Annotated in this window: 15 protein-coding genes; 3 read left to right on the top strand and 12 right to left on the bottom strand. The window is 51.7% G+C overall.

Going from position 1 to position 18,811, the window contains the following annotated elements; all coding sequences use genetic code 11:
- Positions 1-338 precede the first annotated feature (338 nt).
- Positions 339-809 (top strand): transcriptional regulator ArgR, encoded by a 471-nt coding sequence (gene argR, locus ACJHXA_RS15560; protein WP_001257846.1) that lies wholly within the window; start codon positions 339-341, stop codon positions 807-809.
- 364 nt (positions 810-1,173) lie between these two features.
- Positions 1,174-1,437: a peroxide/acid stress response protein YhcN gene (gene yhcN, locus ACJHXA_RS15565; protein ID WP_000695690.1), complete on the top strand. Its 264-nt coding sequence runs from the start codon at positions 1,174-1,176 to the stop codon at positions 1,435-1,437.
- A gap of 55 nt (positions 1,438-1,492) precedes the next feature.
- Here the strand turns inward: yhcN and ACJHXA_RS15570 are convergent, their stop codons facing one another.
- The 4 genes from ACJHXA_RS15570 to aaeX form a co-directional block, all read right to left on the bottom strand.
- Positions 1,493-1,765, bottom strand: coding sequence for a barstar family protein (locus ACJHXA_RS15570; protein ID WP_001029013.1), 273 nt, complete (start codon positions 1,763-1,765; stop codon positions 1,493-1,495).
- Between the two features lie 91 nt (positions 1,766-1,856).
- Entirely contained in the window at positions 1,857-3,824 is a 1,968-nt protein-coding gene (gene aaeB / locus ACJHXA_RS15575) for a p-hydroxybenzoic acid efflux pump subunit AaeB (RefSeq protein ID WP_000510962.1), read from the bottom strand.
- 5 nt (positions 3,825-3,829) lie between these two features.
- The gene (aaeA, locus tag ACJHXA_RS15580) at positions 3,830-4,762 is read right to left on the bottom strand and encodes a p-hydroxybenzoic acid efflux pump subunit AaeA (RefSeq protein WP_000854021.1); all 933 of its coding nucleotides are present in this window, start codon (positions 4,760-4,762) and stop codon (positions 3,830-3,832) included.
- Between the two features lie 7 nt (positions 4,763-4,769).
- Positions 4,770-4,973, bottom strand: a complete 204-nt coding sequence (gene aaeX, locus ACJHXA_RS15585) for a p-hydroxybenzoic acid efflux pump operon protein AaeX (protein WP_000051841.1) — start codon at positions 4,971-4,973, stop codon at positions 4,770-4,772.
- Positions 4,974-5,155: 182 nt separating this feature from the next.
- Here aaeX and aaeR point away from each other — a divergent pair, with 182 nt between their 5' ends.
- Positions 5,156-6,085: an HTH-type transcriptional activator AaeR gene (aaeR, locus tag ACJHXA_RS15590; protein WP_000440317.1), complete on the top strand. Its 930-nt coding sequence runs from the start codon at positions 5,156-5,158 to the stop codon at positions 6,083-6,085.
- A 127-nt stretch (positions 6,086-6,212) separates the two neighbouring features.
- On the opposite strand, the gene tldD is transcribed toward aaeR, so the two are convergent.
- The 8 genes from tldD to csrD all read right to left on the bottom strand — a co-directional run bounded on the left by tldD (position 6,213) and on the right by csrD (position 18,688).
- The gene (gene tldD / locus ACJHXA_RS15595; RefSeq protein ID WP_000055909.1) at positions 6,213-7,658 is read right to left on the bottom strand and encodes a metalloprotease TldD; all 1,446 of its coding nucleotides are present in this window, start codon (positions 7,656-7,658) and stop codon (positions 6,213-6,215) included.
- Between the two features lie 155 nt (positions 7,659-7,813).
- Positions 7,814-11,614, bottom strand: a complete 3,801-nt coding sequence (gene yhdP / locus ACJHXA_RS15600; RefSeq protein WP_001253578.1) for an AsmA2 domain-containing protein YhdP — start codon at positions 11,612-11,614, stop codon at positions 7,814-7,816.
- 67 nt (positions 11,615-11,681) lie between these two features.
- The gene (gene rng, locus ACJHXA_RS15605; protein WP_000123197.1) at positions 11,682-13,151 is read right to left on the bottom strand and encodes a ribonuclease G; all 1,470 of its coding nucleotides are present in this window, start codon (positions 13,149-13,151) and stop codon (positions 11,682-11,684) included.
- Positions 13,141-13,734: a nucleoside triphosphate pyrophosphatase YhdE gene (gene yhdE / locus ACJHXA_RS15610; protein ID WP_000203096.1), complete on the bottom strand. Its 594-nt coding sequence runs from the start codon at positions 13,732-13,734 to the stop codon at positions 13,141-13,143. The genes rng and yhdE overlap by 11 nt, the downstream gene beginning before the upstream one ends.
- Positions 13,735-13,742: 8 nt before the next feature.
- On the bottom strand, positions 13,743-14,231 hold the full coding sequence (gene mreD, locus ACJHXA_RS15615; RefSeq protein WP_000179409.1) for a rod shape-determining protein MreD: 489 nt from the start codon (positions 14,229-14,231) through the stop codon (positions 13,743-13,745).
- A complete protein-coding gene (mreC, locus tag ACJHXA_RS15620; protein WP_000802516.1) occupies positions 14,231-15,334 on the bottom strand; it encodes a rod shape-determining protein MreC in 1,104 nt (367 codons plus the stop codon). Before mreC ends, mreD begins: the two co-directional genes overlap by 1 nt.
- 65 nt (positions 15,335-15,399) lie before the next feature.
- Positions 15,400-16,443 (bottom strand): rod shape-determining protein MreB, encoded by a 1,044-nt coding sequence (mreB, locus tag ACJHXA_RS15625; RefSeq protein ID WP_000913396.1) that lies wholly within the window; start codon positions 16,441-16,443, stop codon positions 15,400-15,402.
- Positions 16,444-16,747: 304 nt separating this feature from the next.
- Positions 16,748-18,688: an RNase E specificity factor CsrD gene (csrD, locus tag ACJHXA_RS15630; protein WP_001241436.1), complete on the bottom strand. Its 1,941-nt coding sequence runs from the start codon at positions 18,686-18,688 to the stop codon at positions 16,748-16,750.
- Between the last annotated feature and the right edge of the window lie 123 nt (positions 18,689-18,811).

Below are 18,811 nucleotides of genomic sequence, written 5' to 3' on the forward strand. Positions count from 1 at the left end.
AATGTGTAGTCACGCAAGTTTAGCGTTTATGCATTTAATTGCCGTAATCAGGAACCTAACTTACGTAATTAACAGTCGCTTATGCATTAGCGCAACATTCCAACAGGTGGTGACAATATACCCTACCGTTCAGCCAAAACAACATCAATTTGATAACAATTAATTTACTTTTAAGCAGAATTTGCATGCCGTGACGCAGGCATGTTTCTCAATAACGAAATTTGATAAAATCCCGCTCTTTCATAACATTATTTCAGCCTTCTTCAGGGCTGACTGTTTGCATAAAAATTCATCTGTATGCACAATAATGTTGTATCAACCACCATATCGGGTGACTTATGCGAAGCTCGGCTAAGCAAGAAGAACTAGTTAAAGCATTTAAAGCATTACTTAAAGAAGAGAAATTTAGCTCCCAGGGCGAAATCGTCGCCGCGTTGCAGGAGCAAGGCTTTGACAATATTAATCAGTCTAAAGTCTCGCGGATGTTGACCAAGTTTGGTGCTGTACGTACACGCAATGCCAAAATGGAAATGGTTTACTGCCTGCCAGCTGAACTGGGTGTACCAACTACCTCCAGTCCATTGAAGAATCTGGTGCTGGATATCGACTACAACGATGCAGTTGTCGTGATTCATACCAGCCCTGGCGCGGCGCAGTTAATTGCTCGCCTGCTGGACTCACTGGGCAAAGCAGAAGGTATTCTGGGCACCATCGCTGGCGATGACACCATCTTTACCACCCCTGCTAACGGTTTCACCGTCAAAGACCTGTACGAAGCAATTTTAGAGCTGTTCGACCAGGAGCTTTAATCTCTGCCCCGTCGCTTCTGGCGGCGGGGAAAATGTTGCTTATCCCTCTCATTCCCCTTCTTTCTCCTGCGATACATTTAACGAATAGTGCGTTTTACCGCGACACATCATTCACAAAATGAATACATACGGTAAAAAAAGCACATTATGCAAAATTCATTATCTAATTGAAAATACTATAATTAATAATAAATAACCGTGTTTTTTATACTTTTTTGTTATTAAAATTCACATTTTTAACACTTAGTATCAACTGAAACAGTTAGCGTGGTATTAATTAGTTCAATAATTAGTGTATACTTGATTTTGTGATATGGGTCACGAAACAAAGACCCAGCTAAAAGATTATGTCGAGGTAAAAATCATGAAAATCAAAACCACTGTAGCTGCATTAAGCGTACTTTCTGTTCTCTCTTTCGGTGCATTCGCTGCCGACTCCATTGATGCTGCACAAGCACAAAATCGTGAAGCAATCGGGACCGTATCCGTAAGTGGTGTGGCGTCTTCGCCAATGGATATGCGTGAAATGCTGAACAAAAAAGCGGAAGAGAAAGGCGCAACGGCCTACCAGATTACTGAAGCTCGTAGCGGTGACACCTGGCACGCTACGGCTGAACTGTACAAATAAACCCTCATCGTCTTGTCCGACGATATTGCCCCCGGTTCGGGGGCTTTTTTTCGCGCTAATGACGAACATTAAAACGCAAATGCCCTTCCAGCTCTTCCTCTGCCTCATCAAACAGCAATATTAACGCGCCAAAACGGCGACGCGTTTTCTCTCCCAGATGAACAAATTCAATCTCAAGTGGTAGCGGCAGGACATCGTTCATTAACACATCCCATAGTGAGTCGAGATCGCGTACCTTATCTTTCGCCAGACCAAAGGTTTGGCTAAAGTCACGATAAAAATCCTCCTGACTCTCAATCTCATCAAAATCAAAGGTATAAATATTCATCTGTTGCCACCGTCACGTTTCGCGGCGAGTTCTGCCGTGCATCGCTAAGTATAGCCATGAAAAAACCGACGCTTTTGGCGTCGGTTTTGACTTAACTATCGGTCAACGCATGTTGATACTTATGGAGCATCCCCGCCAGCCGATGAACCGGTTCCGTCACCTGCGGTGGCGCTTGCCAGATGCGTAGCTTTTCCTGGTAGATTTCCAGTTCTTCCAGCAACTGGCCAAAGTACCGACGACGTTTATCATCGCTACGGGCAGATATCACATGGTCTGCTGTGCGGCGCATTTGTCGGTGAAACGCCGATAAATCCTCGTTAACCGGGATCGGCGCATCACGCAGGCGCTGGTGCGCGATAATCATCGTCAGCGCCAGGCGAAATTTCGGCAAATCCCCTGGGAACTTATTCATCAGCAAAAACAGCTGCTGATAAAGTGCCGGGAGGTGGTTCTCTTTACGACGTGCCACATTGGTAGTCATCGCGGAAACAGCGGCAGAAACAAACTGATTAAGCAGTACACGTCCGGTCCTGTCGCGCGATTTATCCCGCACAAGCAAAATAACGGTGAACGCGAGCACACAGCCGACGATTTGCCCTAATGCGCTGTCGAGAAACTGACTGAAATGGAAAGTCATCGGGTTATCCAGCACGATAATATTTATGGTGCTGGCCAGCGCCCCCATCGAGCCCAGTCGCCGTTTCTGTACTTCTATACCGAGGAAAAATCCCAGCACTGCCAGGCTAATACACAGCAGCAACATGCTCTGTTGGGTATTAGGGATAATCACCAAAAAGTAGAGCAGCCCTAACGGCAGCGCGGCCAGCGTCCCGTAGATAAAGTCGATCGCCACCATGCGTGGATTCGGCAAACGCATTGCCAGTGACGTCACTACCGCAATCATCACCATTGCACCACTGCCGGAAGTCCAGCCCGTCCACAGCCAGAAAAGCGTGCCCAGAATGCAGGAAAGTGTGGTTCGCCAGAAGTTAACCATCGCATGATGACGTTCGGCTGACTCTACTTTGACTTCCGGTTCGCCTTGCAGGATCTCTTCTTCGGTGGCGTTGATTTTTGTGTTACTGATAACGCCGCGCTTGAGAAGCTGATAACGCGTTGCCGCCGCGACCCAGCTATAAATGGTGACAGGCGTTTCCCGTTCCCCGGTCCAGGCGATAACTCTCCGCAGGCGTTTGAGCTGCTTGTGGACGTCCTGCGCGGTTTCTACCGGCGTGTCAAAAAATTCGCGGAAAGTATCAGTGATCAATTCCGGGCGCGTATTCTGAATAAGATAAGTTTCGCAGGATTGGGTAATCAGCGTCAGCGATAGCGTATTGATCGCTTTTAAACGTCGATTGGCCCGCGCCCAGCGGGAAGATTCCATATTCAGGTTGCTGCGCATGCCTTGTAGCGCCGTGGTGCGTCGCACCAGGTCGCCCCAGGCTTTATCGACAACTTCACCATCGCCATGCTTGATACAGAGTTGCATTAATTGATATTGCGCGACCAGCAAACTTTCCAGCTCTCGATCCACTTCTTGTTTGATCGATCGCGGAGAAAAGAGCAAATCCGCCATAATCGCACACACAATACCGATAACGATCTCGCTACAACGTTCGACGGCAAACTGCGGCGTAAGCAATGGTTCCGGCTGAATGGTGATCACAATGATCAGCGCGGTATAACCGGCCAGCCCCCACGCGTACGAGTTTTCTATTCGTACCAGCGAGGATATCCAGGTACAAAAACCGGCCCAGATACAGCACACCAGAATCATCAATAATGGTGCGCGGATCATCGCAATGATGATCACCAGTCCGGCAATACAGCCAATAAATGTGCCGATGATGCGCAAAAAGCCACGATAACGAATAGCGCCAGAATACGGTTCACCTCCCGCAGCAAAGGCCGGACCGGCGGCAACAATCGCCGCTGTCAGTACCGCCCAGCGTGGCGTTTCCAGCTGGAAGTGAAAGCCAACAAACAGCGCCAGTACAATGGCGGTCGCCAGTTTTACCGCAAAGCGAATATGTTGGTTAGCAATGGAGAAAATACCCATCGTGATTAACCAAACTCACGCAGGCGATGGGCCATTTTACGGAAGAACGAATCCTGGCTTTCGTCGCGATCTTGTTTGCCAGTGACCACCACTGTAGCAGTGGTGCCCGCAGGCCAGATGTTCTCTTGCTGGTTGTCGAGACGAATACGAACCGGAACACGTTGCGCAAGACGCACCCATTCAAGGTTAGAGTCTATAGTCGCCATCCCTTTGTCGTCACGCGTGCTGCTGGCGTTGGTGACCCCTGCGGCAACACTATCAACAGTCCCTTTCAGCACTTTGTTACTGCCAAGCGGCGTGATCTCTGCACGATACCCCGGACGCACCCCTTCCAGCTTAGTTTCTTCCATATAGGCCAGTACATAGAAGGAGTTCTGTTTCACCAGCGCAACCGCCGTTGATCCTCGAGTAATAAACTCACCGGTATAGACGTTGAGGTTGGTCACCCAGCCATCTGCTGGCGCGCGGATCACCGTGCGTTCAAGATCCAGTTTTGCCAGATCGCGGGTCGCCTGCGCTTTCGCTAACTGATGCAGAACCGTTTGTAGTACGTTGTTAGCCTGGTCGATCTCTTCGCGAGACATCGCCTGCACACCGAGACGGTTACGACGTCCGGCCTCCTGGCGTTTCTCCTGTGCCAGTACCTGATAATAAGCAACATCGGCTTGCGCTTCCTCAAGCGCCTTTTGATAGCGCGGCTGGTCGATGGTGAACAGTATCTGTCCTTTTTTCACCAGCTGGTTATCATGAACATTCACCTGGGTAATGAGTCCAGAAACGTCCGGCGCGATCGCAACGACGTCAGCGCTAAAGCGCGCGTCACGCGTCCAGGGGGATTCGGTGTAATAGACCCAGGCATTAAAAATTGCGATGAAGGCCAGAATGACTAATACGACCGTGATGGCCGTACGGGAGAATTTTCTTATTAGTGTTTTCACTTCAACCTCAAACGAACAGTCGCGATATCAAATAAAACAAGCAGCAATAGAGCGCGGTGTTGAACAACGCCGGATGCCAGACAAAGTCGTAGATACCTGTTGGCACAAGTACCCGGCGCACCAGCCAGAAAATCGCCAGTGATAAAAGCAATTCAAAAAATATCGGTGGGAAGGACAGCCCAAACACCACGATAACGGGAAACAGACTCATGTTGACCTTGGTTGTAAAGAGAGAGCAGGCGTTATTATTTTCAGCATCTGTCGCCGCAGAGAAGGGCATGGAAAGCCGGGCGAGAGCAACATTGCTGTAGATTGATATTTAATATATTAGCGTAACTGTTATGCTGTTATCTATATTATGTGATCTAAATCACTTTTAAGTCAGAGTGAATAATGGAACGACTAAAACGCATGTCGGTGTTTGCCAAAGTAGTTGAATTTGGCTCTTTTACCGCCGCCGCCAGACAGCTACAGATGAGCGTTTCGTCCATCAGTCAGACGGTGTCAAAACTGGAAGATGAGTTGCAGGTAAAGCTGTTAAACCGTAGCACACGCAGCATTGGCCTGACCGAAGCCGGTAGAATTTACTACCAGGGCTGCCGTCGTATGCTTCATGAAGTGCAGGATGTTCATGAGCAACTGTATGCCTTCAATAACACCCCCATCGGGACGCTACGCATTGGCTGTTCTTCAACTATGGCACAAAATGTTCTCGCCGGGCTGACAGCCAAAATGCTGAAAGAATACCCAGGTTTGAGCGTCAATCTGGTTACCGGAATTCCAGCCCCCGACCTGATTGCCGACGGTCTGGATGTGGTGATCCGCGTCGGCGCGTTGCAGGATTCCAGCCTGTTTTCCCGCCGTCTTGGCGCGATGCCAATGGTGGTGTGCGCCGCGAAAAGCTATCTCACACAATACGGCATACCGGAAAAACCCGCCGATTTAAGTAGCCATTCATGGCTTGAATACAGCGTGCGGCCCGACAATGAATTTGAACTGATTGCACCGGAAGGGATCTCGACTCGCCTGATCCCGCAAGGGAGATTTGTGACTAATGATCCGATGACGCTGGTGCGCTGGCTAACGGCGGGTGCCGGGATCGCCTACGTGCCGCTGATGTGGGTGATCAACGAGATCAATCGCGGTGAGCTGGAGATCCTGCTGCCGCGTTATCAGTCAGATCCACGCCCGGTTTATGCGTTATATACCGAAAAAGATAAGCTGCCGCTGAAGGTACAGGTCGTGATCAACTCGCTGACGGATTATTTTGTTGAGGTCGGTAAATTGTTTCAGGAGATGCACGGGCGCGGGAAAGAGAAGTAATTCATATTGTACTGTTACGTTCTACAAACCTGTGCCAACGGGTTCCCCTCACCCTAACCCCAGAGGAGCGAGGGGACCGTTCGTGCACGTAGAAAGATTAATTATCCTTCTGAAAATAATGAAATTATTACGCAGTACCGCCAACAGTCAGGTTATCAACTTTCAGCGTTGGCTGGCCCACGCCAACCGGCAAACTTTGCCCTTCTTTACCGCAGACACCCACGCCGTTATCCAGTTTCAGGTCGTTGCCAACCATCGAAATCTGCTGCATGGTTTCGATACCGGAACCAATCAACGTCGCGCCTTTCACCGGCTTCGTTACTTTACCGTTTTCAATCAGATACGCTTCTGAAGTGGAGAAAACGAATTTGCCGGATGTAATATCCACCTGACCGCCACCAAAGTTCGGTGCATAGATACCGTACTCAACGGATTCAATAATTTCCTGCGGGGTCGATTTACCCGGCAGCATATAGGTGTTGGTCATACGCGGCATGGGCAGATGGGCGTAGGATTCACGGCGACCGTTGCCAGTCGGCGTCATCCCCATCAAACGCGCGTTGAGTTTATCCTGCATGTAGCCTTTCAGAATGCCGTTCTCAATCAGCACGTTGTACTGGCCTGGCGTACCTTCGTCATCAATCGCCACCGAACCACGGCGATCGACCATCGTGCCGTCATCAACCACGGTACACAGTTCTGAAGCCACCAGCTCCCCGACCTGCCCACTAAATACTGAAGTGCCGCGGCGGTTGAAGTCGCCTTCCAGACCGTGACCTACCGCTTCATGCAACAGCACGCCCGGCCAACCTGCGCCAAGTACTACCGGCATGGTGCCCGCTGGTGCAGCAACGGCAGAAAGATTGACCAGCGCCATACGCACTGCTTCTTTTGCCCATGCATCCGCACGGACTTCGCCGTCAAGATCGGCAAGGAAGAACTCATAACCAAAACGACCGCCGCCGCCACTGGCACCGCGTTCGCGTTTGCCATCTTCTTCGACCAGAACGCTCACGGAAAGACGCACCAGCGGACGAACATCCGCCGCCAGCGTGCCGTCGGTGGCCGCAACCAGAATTAATTCATAAACGCCGCTGAGGCTGGCAGTCACTTCTTGTACGCGCTTGTCCGCTTCGCGGGCAACCTTATCGACGCGACGCAGGATATCCAGCTTCTCTTCACGGCTCATGCTTTGCAGCGGATCTACCGAGGTATACAACGGGCTATGCTCTACCGCGCCCAGCGTCTGTACTTTGCCATCACCACTATCACGGACGATGGTGCGCGCCGCTTGCGCACTCTGTTCCAGCGCCAGCAGGCTGATTTGGTCTGCGTAAGCAAATCCGGTTTTTTCACCACTGATTGCACGCACACCAACGCCCTGATCGATGTTGTAAGAACCATCTTTAATAATGCGGTCTTCTAAAACCCAGGATTCGTGATAGCTCGACTGAAAATAGAGATCGCCATAATCAAGGCGACGTTCGGCCAGTTGACCGAGGATCGCGAACAAGTCCTGATGTTTCAGGCCGTTCGCCGCTAGCAATTGTTCACTTACCAGGTTCAGACTCATCGTTTTTGCTACTCGTTAGTTACTGCAGTAGAGGATTTTTTACGGCTGCCGGATGCGGCGTGAACGCCCTATCCGGCCTACAGTTATGTTCCGGCTCGTTGGCCTTTGGCAACGATTATCATATGAGATTGGGGCAATTACGCGCCCTCGTCAAATCATTGCGCTTTTTCTTTACGCGGTTGGCGCAACACTTCGTTGATTTGCGGATCGTCCAGCGGACCCGAAATGTGATAGCGCAAAATGGAGACTTTGCTCCACAGCGGCCCCAGCACTTTACTGGCGGCAAACACTGCCGCGCCAACAATGGGGTTAACCGCAAAAGCCGCAGCCACGCCCACCGTCGCAGAAATCTCTGGTGCGACAACCGCTTCCATATTCAGGTCGCGACGTACCAGATTTACCGACCCTTTCATGGCGATATCCGCCTCCAGGCCATCCACCAGCGTGTCGTCGGTGTGCATAACGCCGTCTTTAATCCACGCGGTGCTGCGAATGGAGTCAAAATAGAACCCTTCGCCAAAAGTGTCTCTGAAATCAAAACGCAGCTTACGCATCAGGGCATCTACGCTCAATAAGCGCAGCAATTGCCCAGCATGTCCGGTATTGATTTCGGTAATTTCGCCTTTACCCAGTTGAGTATGAATGATGCCATTCAACGTCGCTTCATCTGGCTGCCAGGGTGCTTTGCGCCAGTGTAAATCGTAATCCACATTAAATGACGACTGGCGTATGGGCGTCGTGACACCAAAAAATTCTGCGGCGGCATCAATTTTCTGCCCGCGCAGTTTTCCTTTCAGCGAGGTACGTTCATTCCCCGGATTATTAACCCATTCACCATCGGCAGTAAGCCGCGAGAAACCAGTATCAATCAGTCCATTGGTCAGCGTTAACGTATCGCCAGAAATGGTGATATCACTGTCAATGCGACCGAATTTTTGCCCCCAGAACCAGCACTCTGTGCATCGTATTTGGGCGTCCGGCCAGCCACGGAAGTTAATGCGCTCCGTTGTCGGGAAAGGTGATGACGGCGTTGAATCACCACGAGTTTTCGCCACGCTCGGGTTGTAATAAAGATATTTGATATTCGCCAGCCACGGCGCGTTATTACGCATCGCTAGCGTGGCGTTGATTTCACGCCCTTGCGCTTCAACCAGGGTGCCATTTGCCGTCGGTTGCGAAACAATACTCAGGTTATTCCATTGCTGATTTCCCAGTGACAACATAGGCGTACGTAACGTTATGTGTTGTGGGAAACTCGCTGCACCACCGACACTCTCCGCAGCGCCTTTCTGGAACAGGGCCAGCCACTCGGCACCATTCATCGGCGGCATATTGAGTTCAACGCCACTTTGTTCCGGCAACGGCGGGAGCGTTTTACTGTCTGCCGCCCAAATAGCACGATCGAGCGTCAGCTTTTGACCGAGCAACCAGCGGCTATTGAAATGATTATCCGCACCAGCCTGTCCGGTTAATTCAAAGCTGTTGAGATTGCCATCAACCTTAACGTTTACCGCTAGTGGTTCACCCGCAGGTTTGGCTAACGGTGAAGGTAAGTGACTGCTCACATTCTTTAGATCGCCGTTCAGCTCTATGTTATAGGTCGCACCAGCATGATAAGGCAGATCAATGCCCACTTTACCATCCCACGCCACGCTGCCACTCAATGCTTCGTTCACCGCTTCAGGCAGAACGCCGGTTTTCGCCGGTTGCCAGTTACCGTTGAGGTTTACCGCTACCTGGTAGGCTTTTGCCCCTTCTTTGGTGGAAAAATCCACGTTCAACGGCTGATTAAACCAGCTTGCTGTCAGTGGTTCACTTTGCAGATCGCTATTGATAAAGCTGAATTTACCGCTCAAATTTTTCAGGGTGCTGTCGAGTGGTTTGATAAACAGACTGTTATTACGCAGCGTCACTTCACCTTTCGCGGTTACCAGTTCGCCGTTCAGCGGGATATCAAGATGTAAGCGAGCATTCACATCGCCGTCGAGCTGGAGTTCTTGCAGGGTCGCCCCCAGAGAATCTTTCAGCGGTGTCTCATCAAAGTAAGGGCCAACGGCTTTACCCGGACCTTTAATGTCAGCGTCAATCAGCAGTTTTTCTTTCGAGTAGTCAGGGATCACTGCGGTGAGATTACTCGCGCGCACGCCGCCCAGATTAACGCCATCGGTTTTCATCCATAAACCGTCGTTAATAAAGTCCAGTTCAATATCAAGGTTAGTTAATGCAGGCCAGTCCGGCTGGAAGGCAAACTTCGCGTTGCGCAGCGGCACCAGCACTTCAAACTGACCTTCGTTGTGTTTATAGGGGAAGAGTTGCGGATTGCCACCATAAACCAGCGTCGCGTTATCCGCTTCACCGCCCTGAATCGCGCCACTTAAGTAATCAACCAGGTCTTTACCCATCAAGTTTTCCGGGAAATAGCGCCAGGCTTGTGAACCATCATCGGTACTGATGCCAGCCAGAATACCCAGCCAGGGTTCATCGTTAGCAGGTTGCAGGTAACGAAAACCGCCGCGCGCATGGACGGCTTTGGCTTTAACGTCAATATTACGCCCATCCAGCTGGAAACCTTTGTCATTGTTCAGCCAGCTTATAGTTGCCTGGCCGTCGGCGATTTCCAGTGGCGCACGGAATACCGTTTCGTAAGGCATCTTTGCCTGCTTCATCGACGCGGTAAGCAAACCATTTTCAACGCTGCCGGAAAGCGTCCCGGAGAAGTGTTCCGCACCCGGTAATAATTTCCATTGCTTCCAGGCCAGATCGCTCCACGATGCCTGAAAACGGGTCTTGTCTGCCGCCTGAAGCGGGATATCCAGCGCCAGAGTGTTAATCTTGCCGCTCGGTTGTGTGGAGCGCCAAACATCACCCAGTGCAGGTGAAAGTTTCGCGGCCAGCGGGCGTATGCCCTCCAGGCCTGCCAGCTCCAGATTACTGGCGCGAATCCGGAGTTCGTCACTGCGTTTATTGTCTTTGCCGCCAACGTCCTGTTCCGGTACCCAGGCCAGCGTCAATGCTCCGCTCGGCCAGGGTTTGCCGTCCATCGTGATCCGTGTATCGGGAATAGAGAACTGCCAGCCCGGATTTTCACGCGTAATATGCGCGGTCAGATTATCCACCGACAGCGTATGCGTTTGCTTCTCGCCCAACCAGCTGGCACCGCCCTGTTTCAGCCAGACGTCACCGCCGGTTACATCGCCTTTGTCGATCGTCATCCAGCCTTCAAGGGAGAACTGTGCCGTTTCCAGAGCAATATTGTCCTGCATCCATTTACCGAGCCACGGCTTCAGGTCGATGTCATCCGCCTGTAGCCAGACGCGACCATTGCTTAACAACCCCTCATCATCGCGCAAATCCATGCGCACCTGCATCACGCCGTGCTGTCCGGTAAGGCTGGAGAGGCTTACCAGGCCTTCCGCACGGTGTCGACGTGGATCGTTCAGCCAGGTGAGTTGTGGGATCGCCAGCTCGGCGCGCTGACCGGATGGCGTCAGAAAACTGACTTCACTGTCGCGGAGATCGAAATGGTCAAATTGACGAAGAAACAGATCGCTGATGTGACTGGCTTCCAGGCTATCATTACCACCACCGCTGGTGATAGGAGTGTTGGTGCGAAAGCGCAGCTGCCAGAAAGTGAGGTCGCGAAACTGCCAGCGCATATGTAACAAGCTCTGCCAGACATCCAGCGCCAGAGTAACGCGTTTAACCGAAAATTCGCCGCCATCTTTTAGTTCTGCACGGATGTCGTGTGCTTCAAGCGTCGGGCCAAAATTCTGCCAGCTGGCTGAGAGCTGACTGGCTTCTACCGGCATGCCAGTCGCGGATTCTATTTTGTTGAGGATTTCCGGACGCCAGGCGTCAAGATGCGGTAAAGCAATACGCAGGCCGCTAACCAGCAGGGCAGCGATCACAACGAGCGCGGCTCCAGTAAGCAGTAAAATCCCCGGCAATCGCCTCACCCGTCACTCCTTGTCTGCTAAAAATGTGACTCAAAAACCCTTTGCCGGATGGCGGCCCAGCATCTGTTTACATCATTACGACGTCAAACTGCTCCTGGTTATAGAGCGGTTCAATTTGTACTTTAACCTGTTTACCAACGAAAATTTCCACTTCCGCCAGCGAGTGTGACTCTTCGCCTTTCAAGGCTTCAGCTACTGCCGGAGAAGCATAGACCAGGAAACGGTCGGAGTCGTAAGCATGGTGGACACGAACAATCTCGCGCATGATTTCATAGCATACCGTTTCCACGGTTTTCACCGTTCCGCGACCGTGGCAGGTTGGGCATTCGTTACACAGTACGTGCTCAATGCTTTCGCGGGTGCGTTTACGCGTCATCTCCACCAGCCCCAGCGCCGAAAAACCATTAACGCTAGTTTTCACCCGGTCTTTGCTCAATGCCTGCTCCAGCGAGTGCAGCACGCGTCGGCGGTGATCTTCATTATTCATATCGATGAAATCAATAATGATAATCCCGCCCAGATTGCGCAACCGTAACTGGCGAGCGATAGCCTGCGTCGCTTCAATATTGGTATTGAAAATGGTGTCGTCCAGATTGCGATGACCGACAAACGCCCCGGTATTGATGTCCACGGTGGTCATCGCTTCGGTCTGGTCGATAATCAGATAACCACCGGATTTCAGTTCTACTTTGCGTTCCAGCGCTCGCTGGATTTCGTTTTCGACATCAAAGAGATCGAAAATCGGCTGGCGTCCGGTGTAATGCTCCAGCTTGCTGGTCATCTCGGGAATGTACTCCGAGGTAAACTCCAGCAATGCTTCGTAAGTCAGGCGTGAGTCAACGCGAATGCGGTCCAGTTCGGCGTCGGCGAAATCACGCAGAACACGCTGCGCCAGCGCCAGTTCGCCGTACAGCTGATAACGGGTCTGCGGGCGTTTTTTACGCTCCATAACTTTGGTCCAGACGCGTTTCAGATAAGCGGCATCGGAGGCCAGTTCAGCCTCGCCAACCCCTTCCGCTGCGGTACGGATGATAAACCCGCCCTGCTCGTCGCAATACTCTGCGACCACTTTTTTCAGGCGTTCACGTTCTGATTCGCTTTCAATACGTTGGGAAACCCCAACGTGAGAAGCCCCTGGCATAAACACCAGATAGCGAGAAGGCAGCGTGATATCGGTGGTCAGGCGCGCACCTTTAGTGCCAAGCGGATCTTTCACCACCTGCACCATCAGATCTTGCCCCTGACGAACCAGTTCCGAGATGTCGCGCACCGTGAATTGCTTTTGTTCTTCACCCGCCACACATTCGGTGTGCGGCATGATATCGGATGCATGAAGAAACGCGGCTTTATCCAGCCCAATATCTACAAAAGCCGCCTGCATACCCGGAAGTACACGACTTACACGACCCTTGTAGATATTGCCTACTATTCCGCGTCGCGCCTCACGTTCAATATGAATTTCCTGCAGAATACCGCCATCAATATACGCCACTCGCGTTTCCGAAGGCGTTACGTTTACTAACAATTCAGCCGTCATGTTTATCCCTTTTCTCACGCAGTGCGTTAAAATTACTTAATAATTCATACGTTTCAACCAGCGGTAAGCCGACTACGGCGTGATAGCTGCCATTTATCTTCCTGACAAAACAGCCACCCAGCCCCTGAATACCGTATGCACCTGCTTTATCTAACGGTTCACCGCTGGCGACATAGCCCGCGATGTCTTCGTCTGTTAACGTTCTGAAAGTCACATCGGTGACCACCAGGCAATCGAGAATGTGCTGGCTGTCGGCCAACGCCACTGCCGTCATCACCTGATGGGTCTGACCCGATAATTTGCGCAACATCTGCGCCGCATGCTCTGCGTCGCGCGGTTTCTCCAGCACTTCTCCATTCAGGATAACGATAGTATCCGCACCCAGCACCGGGAGATCCTGCGCCGTTTGCGCGACACCCGCCTGTGCTTTCTCGCGCGCCAGACGCACAACATACTGCTGCGCGCTCTCCTGCGGCTGACGCTGCTCCTCAATGCCTGTAACAATACGTTCAAAGGTCACGCCAAGTTGCGCAAGTAACTCCTGACGACGCGGAGAACCGGAAGCTAAATACAGAGAAGTCATAGAAACCTTTATTGCACTGCAAACTGCTGACGGACTTTACGCATCAGCAAGAAAATCCACGGCCAGAGCACCCCATTGACTACACTACTCCAGAACACTTCCGGTCTGAAAGAGACGTTAATCACTAAAAACTCTGCCCAGAAAACAATAATATCCACCACCAGCGAAAGCAACATGACGACCAGCGCCTGCTGCCATAATGCGAGGTTGCGGAAAAGCTGGTATTTCAGCGCCACCAGGTAAGCAATGATGCTCATCGCCAATACGCGTACGCCAAGCGTCGAGCCGCTGATCAGATCCAGTATGGCACCCATCACAAAACCTGTGCCCACATTTACGCGATGAGGCAAGGCCAGGATCCAATACAACAAGATGAGTAACACCCAGTTTGGCCGGAAAACAATCAGGTTATCCGGCCAGGGCATGATTTGCAGCAACAGCGCAATGAGGAAAGAGAGCCAGATTACCCAACGTCCCTGGCTACGATAGCTCGCCACTATTGCCCTCCCGGCGCACGCGCAGGCGGTTGAGCACCACTTTGCGGCGGCGTAGCCCTTTGTGGAGAGCGATTAGCAGCAGGCTGTGTGGGCGCAGCAGGCGCAGTAGCTGCATTTCCTGTCGTCGGTTGCTGCGGAGTCGGCTGAGCGATCCCCGTTGCCGGTTCAGGTAACTTTGGCCCCATCGCGTCTGGCGAAGGCAATACCTGCGGCATCATCTGCATCAGACGTTCATTAGCAACACGATGCACCTCTTCCGGCGTCATCGGGTTAGCGCCGTTACGATCCGCGCCCCACAGCAGCAGCAGATAACGCAAACGTTGCAGTCCTGCAGTCGGACGCGCCTGAATCACAGTATAAGCGCGCTGGGTATCGAGTTTTACGGAAGAGACAACCGCGACCGGATAGCCTTCCGGGAAACGACCACCCAGACCGGAGGTCACCAGCACATCACCAACACGAATATCCGTATTCGCTGGCAGATGCTCAAGCTGCAAATCATCCGTACAACCGTTACCGGCTGCAATTACGCGGATATCGTTGCGCAGCACCTGGATTGGCAGCGCGTGGGTCGCATCACAAATCAGCAGCACGCGACTGGTCAGTTTAGCGACGGCCACCACCTGACCAACAACACCTTTGTCGCTGATGACCGGCTGGCCTTCATAAACGCCATTAACGCTACCTTTATCGATAACAACTTGATCGCTATAAGGATCGTTAACCGTGGAGATAACCTGAGTCACCATTTTCTGCTCATCCTGACGCAGCGGGGAACCCAGCAGCTCGCGCAGACGCGCGTTCTCCTGTTTGTATTGTCCAAGCATCAGCAGTTCACTGTTTTTCAGCAACAGTTCCTGACGTAACGCCCGGTTTTCAAGTTCTAGTTGGTCACGCGAGGCCAGCGTCTGCGATACGCCATCCAGCAATTCACGAGGAGCATTGGAAACAAAGTAGAAAGGACTGACGGCGGTATCCATATAAGTACGGATTTGACTGAACGTCCCCAGGCGGCTGTCGGCAATAATAATGCCGAGCGCCACCAGCACCGCCAGAATAAGGCGAATCTGTAGCGACGGGCCACGGCTAAAAATTGGCTTCATAAGTTATGCGTATTCTCGTATCAGACCAGGCAGGGTAAACAGACATTTCCCCTGCCTGCATCCGATTACTCTTCGCTGAACAGGTCGCCGCCGTGCATGTCGATCATTTCCAGCGCTTTGCCGCCACCGCGCGCCACACAGGTCAGCGGGTCTTCAGCAACAACGACTGGAATGCCGGTTTCTTCCATTAACAAACGGTCAAGGTTACGCAGCAGTGCGCCACCACCGGTGAGCACCATGCCGCGCTCGGAGATGTCGGAAGCCAGTTCCGGCGGGCACTGTTCCAGTGCAACCATTACCGCGCTCACAATACCGGTCAGCGGTTCCTGCAGTGCTTCGAGGATTTCGTTGGAGTTCAGGGTAAAACCGCGTGGAACACCTTCTGCCAGGTTACGGCCACGAACTTCGATTTCACGGACTTCATCGCCCGGGTAAGCCGAACCGATTTCGTGCTTGATACGTTCTGCGGTGGCTTCACCGATCAGAGAACCGTAATTACGACGCACATAGTTGATGATAGCTTCGTCGAAACGATCACCACCAATGCGCACGGAAGAGGAGTAAACCACGCCGTTCAAGGAGATAACAGCAACTTCAGTGGTACCACCACCGATATCAACCACCATAGAACCGGTCGCTTCAGAAACCGGCAGGCCAGCACCAATTGCGGCAGCCATCGGTTCTTCAATCAGGAAGACTTCACGGGCACCAGCGCCCTGCGCGGATTCACGAATTGCGCGGCGTTCAACCTGGGTCGCGCCAACCGGTACACAAACCAGAACGCGCGGGCTTGGACGCATAAAGCTGTTGCTGTGCACTTGTTTGATGAAGTGCTGGAGCATTTTTTCAGTCACGAAGAAGTCGGCGATAACGCCGTCTTTCATTGGGCGAATGGCAGCAATATTGCCCGGCGTACGGCCCAGCATCTGCTTCGCGTCATGACCTACTGCAGCTACGCTTTTCGGTGAACCGGCACGATCCTGACGAATGGCCACCACGGAAGGCTCATTCAATACGATGCCTTGTCCTTTTACATAAATGAGGGTATTCGCAGTACCCAGGTCAATGGACAAGTCATTGGAAAACATGCCACGAAATTTTTTCAACATACTAAGGGATAATCCTGAAAGCTGGGGCGGAAAAGAAAATCCGCTTACTTTACCAACCACACGCAGCAGCGACAAGGCGCAAAAATCATCTGCTACGGTGAAAATTAGTGCAGTTCGTTTCCTTTGTTACAAATCTCTGCCTGAGTCCAGAAAGGCTTAATGCATCAGCAGCATTCCTCGCCTGTTTGCAACCGCGTAAGGTCATTCATCTGCATATGTGCTGCAACAATCTGGCGAGCAGACAAGCACACTCCCATGAGACGCAGCGCGCGTTATTCTACGTGAAAACAGATTAAACGGCAGGTTAAACCGAGTATCTTTGTGAATATTTTTTCACGTTAGTATCAAGTGGCTGTGAGGACGCGAAAAAATCCCCTTGCCCGCCTGTAACACCGCGCTGAATCAGGGTCTGCCACTCGCTTCGCGAACGCACACCGGTGGCGTAAACTTGGGTGCTGGTCCCGGAGCAGGCTTCCACCAGGCTTTGAACCAGCAGCTGGTTCTCCGTTCGCTTCTCAATGTTTCTGACCAGCCCCGGATGGAGCTTGAGTAACTCAACATTAAGTTCTTTGATCCAACTGGTGCTTACCAGCGTCAAACCAGCCTGGTTGACGGCTACCCGTACCCCTAAAGCATTCACTAAACGAATAACAGGTTGTAAACGACTGATATGTTGACCTACATCGGCCTCTGCAAGTTCAATAATTATGCGTTTTCGTTGTGATTTTTCACATTGCATTAACGTATCGCGCAGCCAACGCTGAAAACGCGGGCGAATCAGCGACTCAACGGTAACCTGAATCGCCAGATTTTCCTCTGGCCAGTAACGCAATAGTGGAATAAGACGGCTGATTTGCAGACGGTCATACTCTTCCGATAAGCCAAACTGCAAGACCATCGGCATATACTCCGCCGAGCTAACCTCTTCATTACCATCGAAGATGCGGCACATGAGTTCGCGATGATGAACCTGACCTTCGCGAGTAACCGCCGGTTTTTGATAAAGGCGCGGGCCGCCGCGACTGAGCATTTGCTCGATAAGCGTACGCCAGCGAACATTACCGCGTCCTTTTTCAGGCAACGAGTCATCGTAAATAGCCCAGCTATTGCCGCCCTGCAATCCCGCATTACGCGTGGCAGACTCTGCATGTTCCATTACCTGCTCGGTATCCTGACCACTACGCCAGGCGCAGATACCAATGTGGATCATATCGTCGCGATCGAGCATTTTATTGTTCGGCAAGGTATCGACGGCTTTGATTAACTGACCGGCGATGCTCTCTGCCTCTTTTAACGTCCGGTGCGGTAACAGCGCAGCAAAATCACTGCGGTGGTAACGCGCCAGCAGTGCGCCAGGGTAGCGCATCATAAATGTCGACAGCAGATTCGTCAGAGTGAAGAACTGTTCTTCAACCTGGCTGTGCCCCCAGGTATCGCTCAACATATTGAAATCCGGCAGACGAATCATCATCACGATCCCGTGGGTACCTACTTTCTCCTGATCTTCCAGTAACGTTGCTAACTGATTATCGAAAAAGAGTCGGTTATTGAGGCCGGTTTTCACGTCCTGGGCGGCATAAGAGCGGATCAGCGTATCAAGACGGCTGTGTTGTTCGCGTGCGTTCTGAATTTCACGAAGCAGCGTATCTAGCGCACTGCTGGTTCTGGGCGGCCATTCATAGATGGTTCCCAACACATTAGAGCCACGCTCACCGTTTAAGATACGAGTAGCCCGGGTTTCCAGCAATTCTTGCCCGGCAAGTTGCCGTTGTAACCAGCGTACCGCCAGGAAGAGCATAACAATGATAAAGCCAATCGCCCCCGTGAGCGGCGCGGTAGTCATTAAAGAATGGAAATAGTTGCCCATCGGATCCTGATAAACCAGACGCAGCGACATCCCCGGATGCTTTATCAACGGAACACTCAGTTCGCGAAACAGATCGCTGGAGCCAACCGGACGATAACTACCATTTCTGGCCAGGGTATAAACCTGTTTATCACCATGGAGCAGGTCTACACGAACGATATCTGCCGACATCATTAATTCGGTAATTTGTGGCCTTAATGTGCTGAAGTCATTCGACACAAGGTGGGTATCAATCGCCGTCGCCACCGCCTGAACGCGATGACTAAACTTATACTGAATTGCGTTGTAGAAACTTAGCGAACAGCCCAGCAAAGTCACAAAAATTGTTAACCCGGTGAGCAGCGTAACAAAGGCCGAAAATTTCGTCGTTAATCTCATCCTTGTGTTAACTCCGATAGTGAGGAAGCGGGCATACTAGCAAATCAGATTTATCTCGCAATTTATTGCGCTTCATCGGCTTTGCTTTTCCATTAGCGAGTATAGTCTTCAGAAATTATTTTC

The sequence above is a fragment of the Escherichia sp. WS33 genome, assembly GCF_046486385.1.
Classification (GTDB): Bacteria; Pseudomonadota; Gammaproteobacteria; order Enterobacterales; family Enterobacteriaceae; genus ECMA0423.

Coding starts and splice junctions, on each gene's coding strand:
- yhcN (WP_000695690.1), top strand. CDS start 1,174: ATGAAAATCAAAACCACTGTAGCTGCATTAAGCGTACTTTCTGTTCTC.
- rng (WP_000123197.1), bottom strand. CDS start 13,151: ATGACGGCTGAATTGTTAGTAAACGTAACGCCTTCGGAAACGCGAGTG.
- mreB (WP_000913396.1), bottom strand. CDS start 16,443: ATGTTGAAAAAATTTCGTGGCATGTTTTCCAATGACTTGTCCATTGAC.
- aaeB (WP_000510962.1), bottom strand. CDS start 3,824: ATGGGTATTTTCTCCATTGCTAACCAACATATTCGCTTTGCGGTAAAA.
- mreC (WP_000802516.1), bottom strand. CDS start 15,334: ATGAAGCCAATTTTTAGCCGTGGCCCGTCGCTACAGATTCGCCTTATT.
- ACJHXA_RS15570 (WP_001029013.1), bottom strand. CDS start 1,765: ATGAATATTTATACCTTTGATTTTGATGAGATTGAGAGTCAGGAGGAT.
- yhdE (WP_000203096.1), bottom strand. CDS start 13,734: ATGACTTCTCTGTATTTAGCTTCCGGTTCTCCGCGTCGTCAGGAGTTA.
- aaeX (WP_000051841.1), bottom strand. CDS start 4,973: ATGAGTCTGTTTCCCGTTATCGTGGTGTTTGGGCTGTCCTTCCCACCG.
- tldD (WP_000055909.1), bottom strand. CDS start 7,658: ATGAGTCTGAACCTGGTAAGTGAACAATTGCTAGCGGCGAACGGCCTG.
- csrD (WP_001241436.1), bottom strand. CDS start 18,688: ATGAGATTAACGACGAAATTTTCGGCCTTTGTTACGCTGCTCACCGGG.
- argR (WP_001257846.1), top strand. CDS start 339: ATGCGAAGCTCGGCTAAGCAAGAAGAACTAGTTAAAGCATTTAAAGCA.
- aaeR (WP_000440317.1), top strand. CDS start 5,156: ATGGAACGACTAAAACGCATGTCGGTGTTTGCCAAAGTAGTTGAATTT.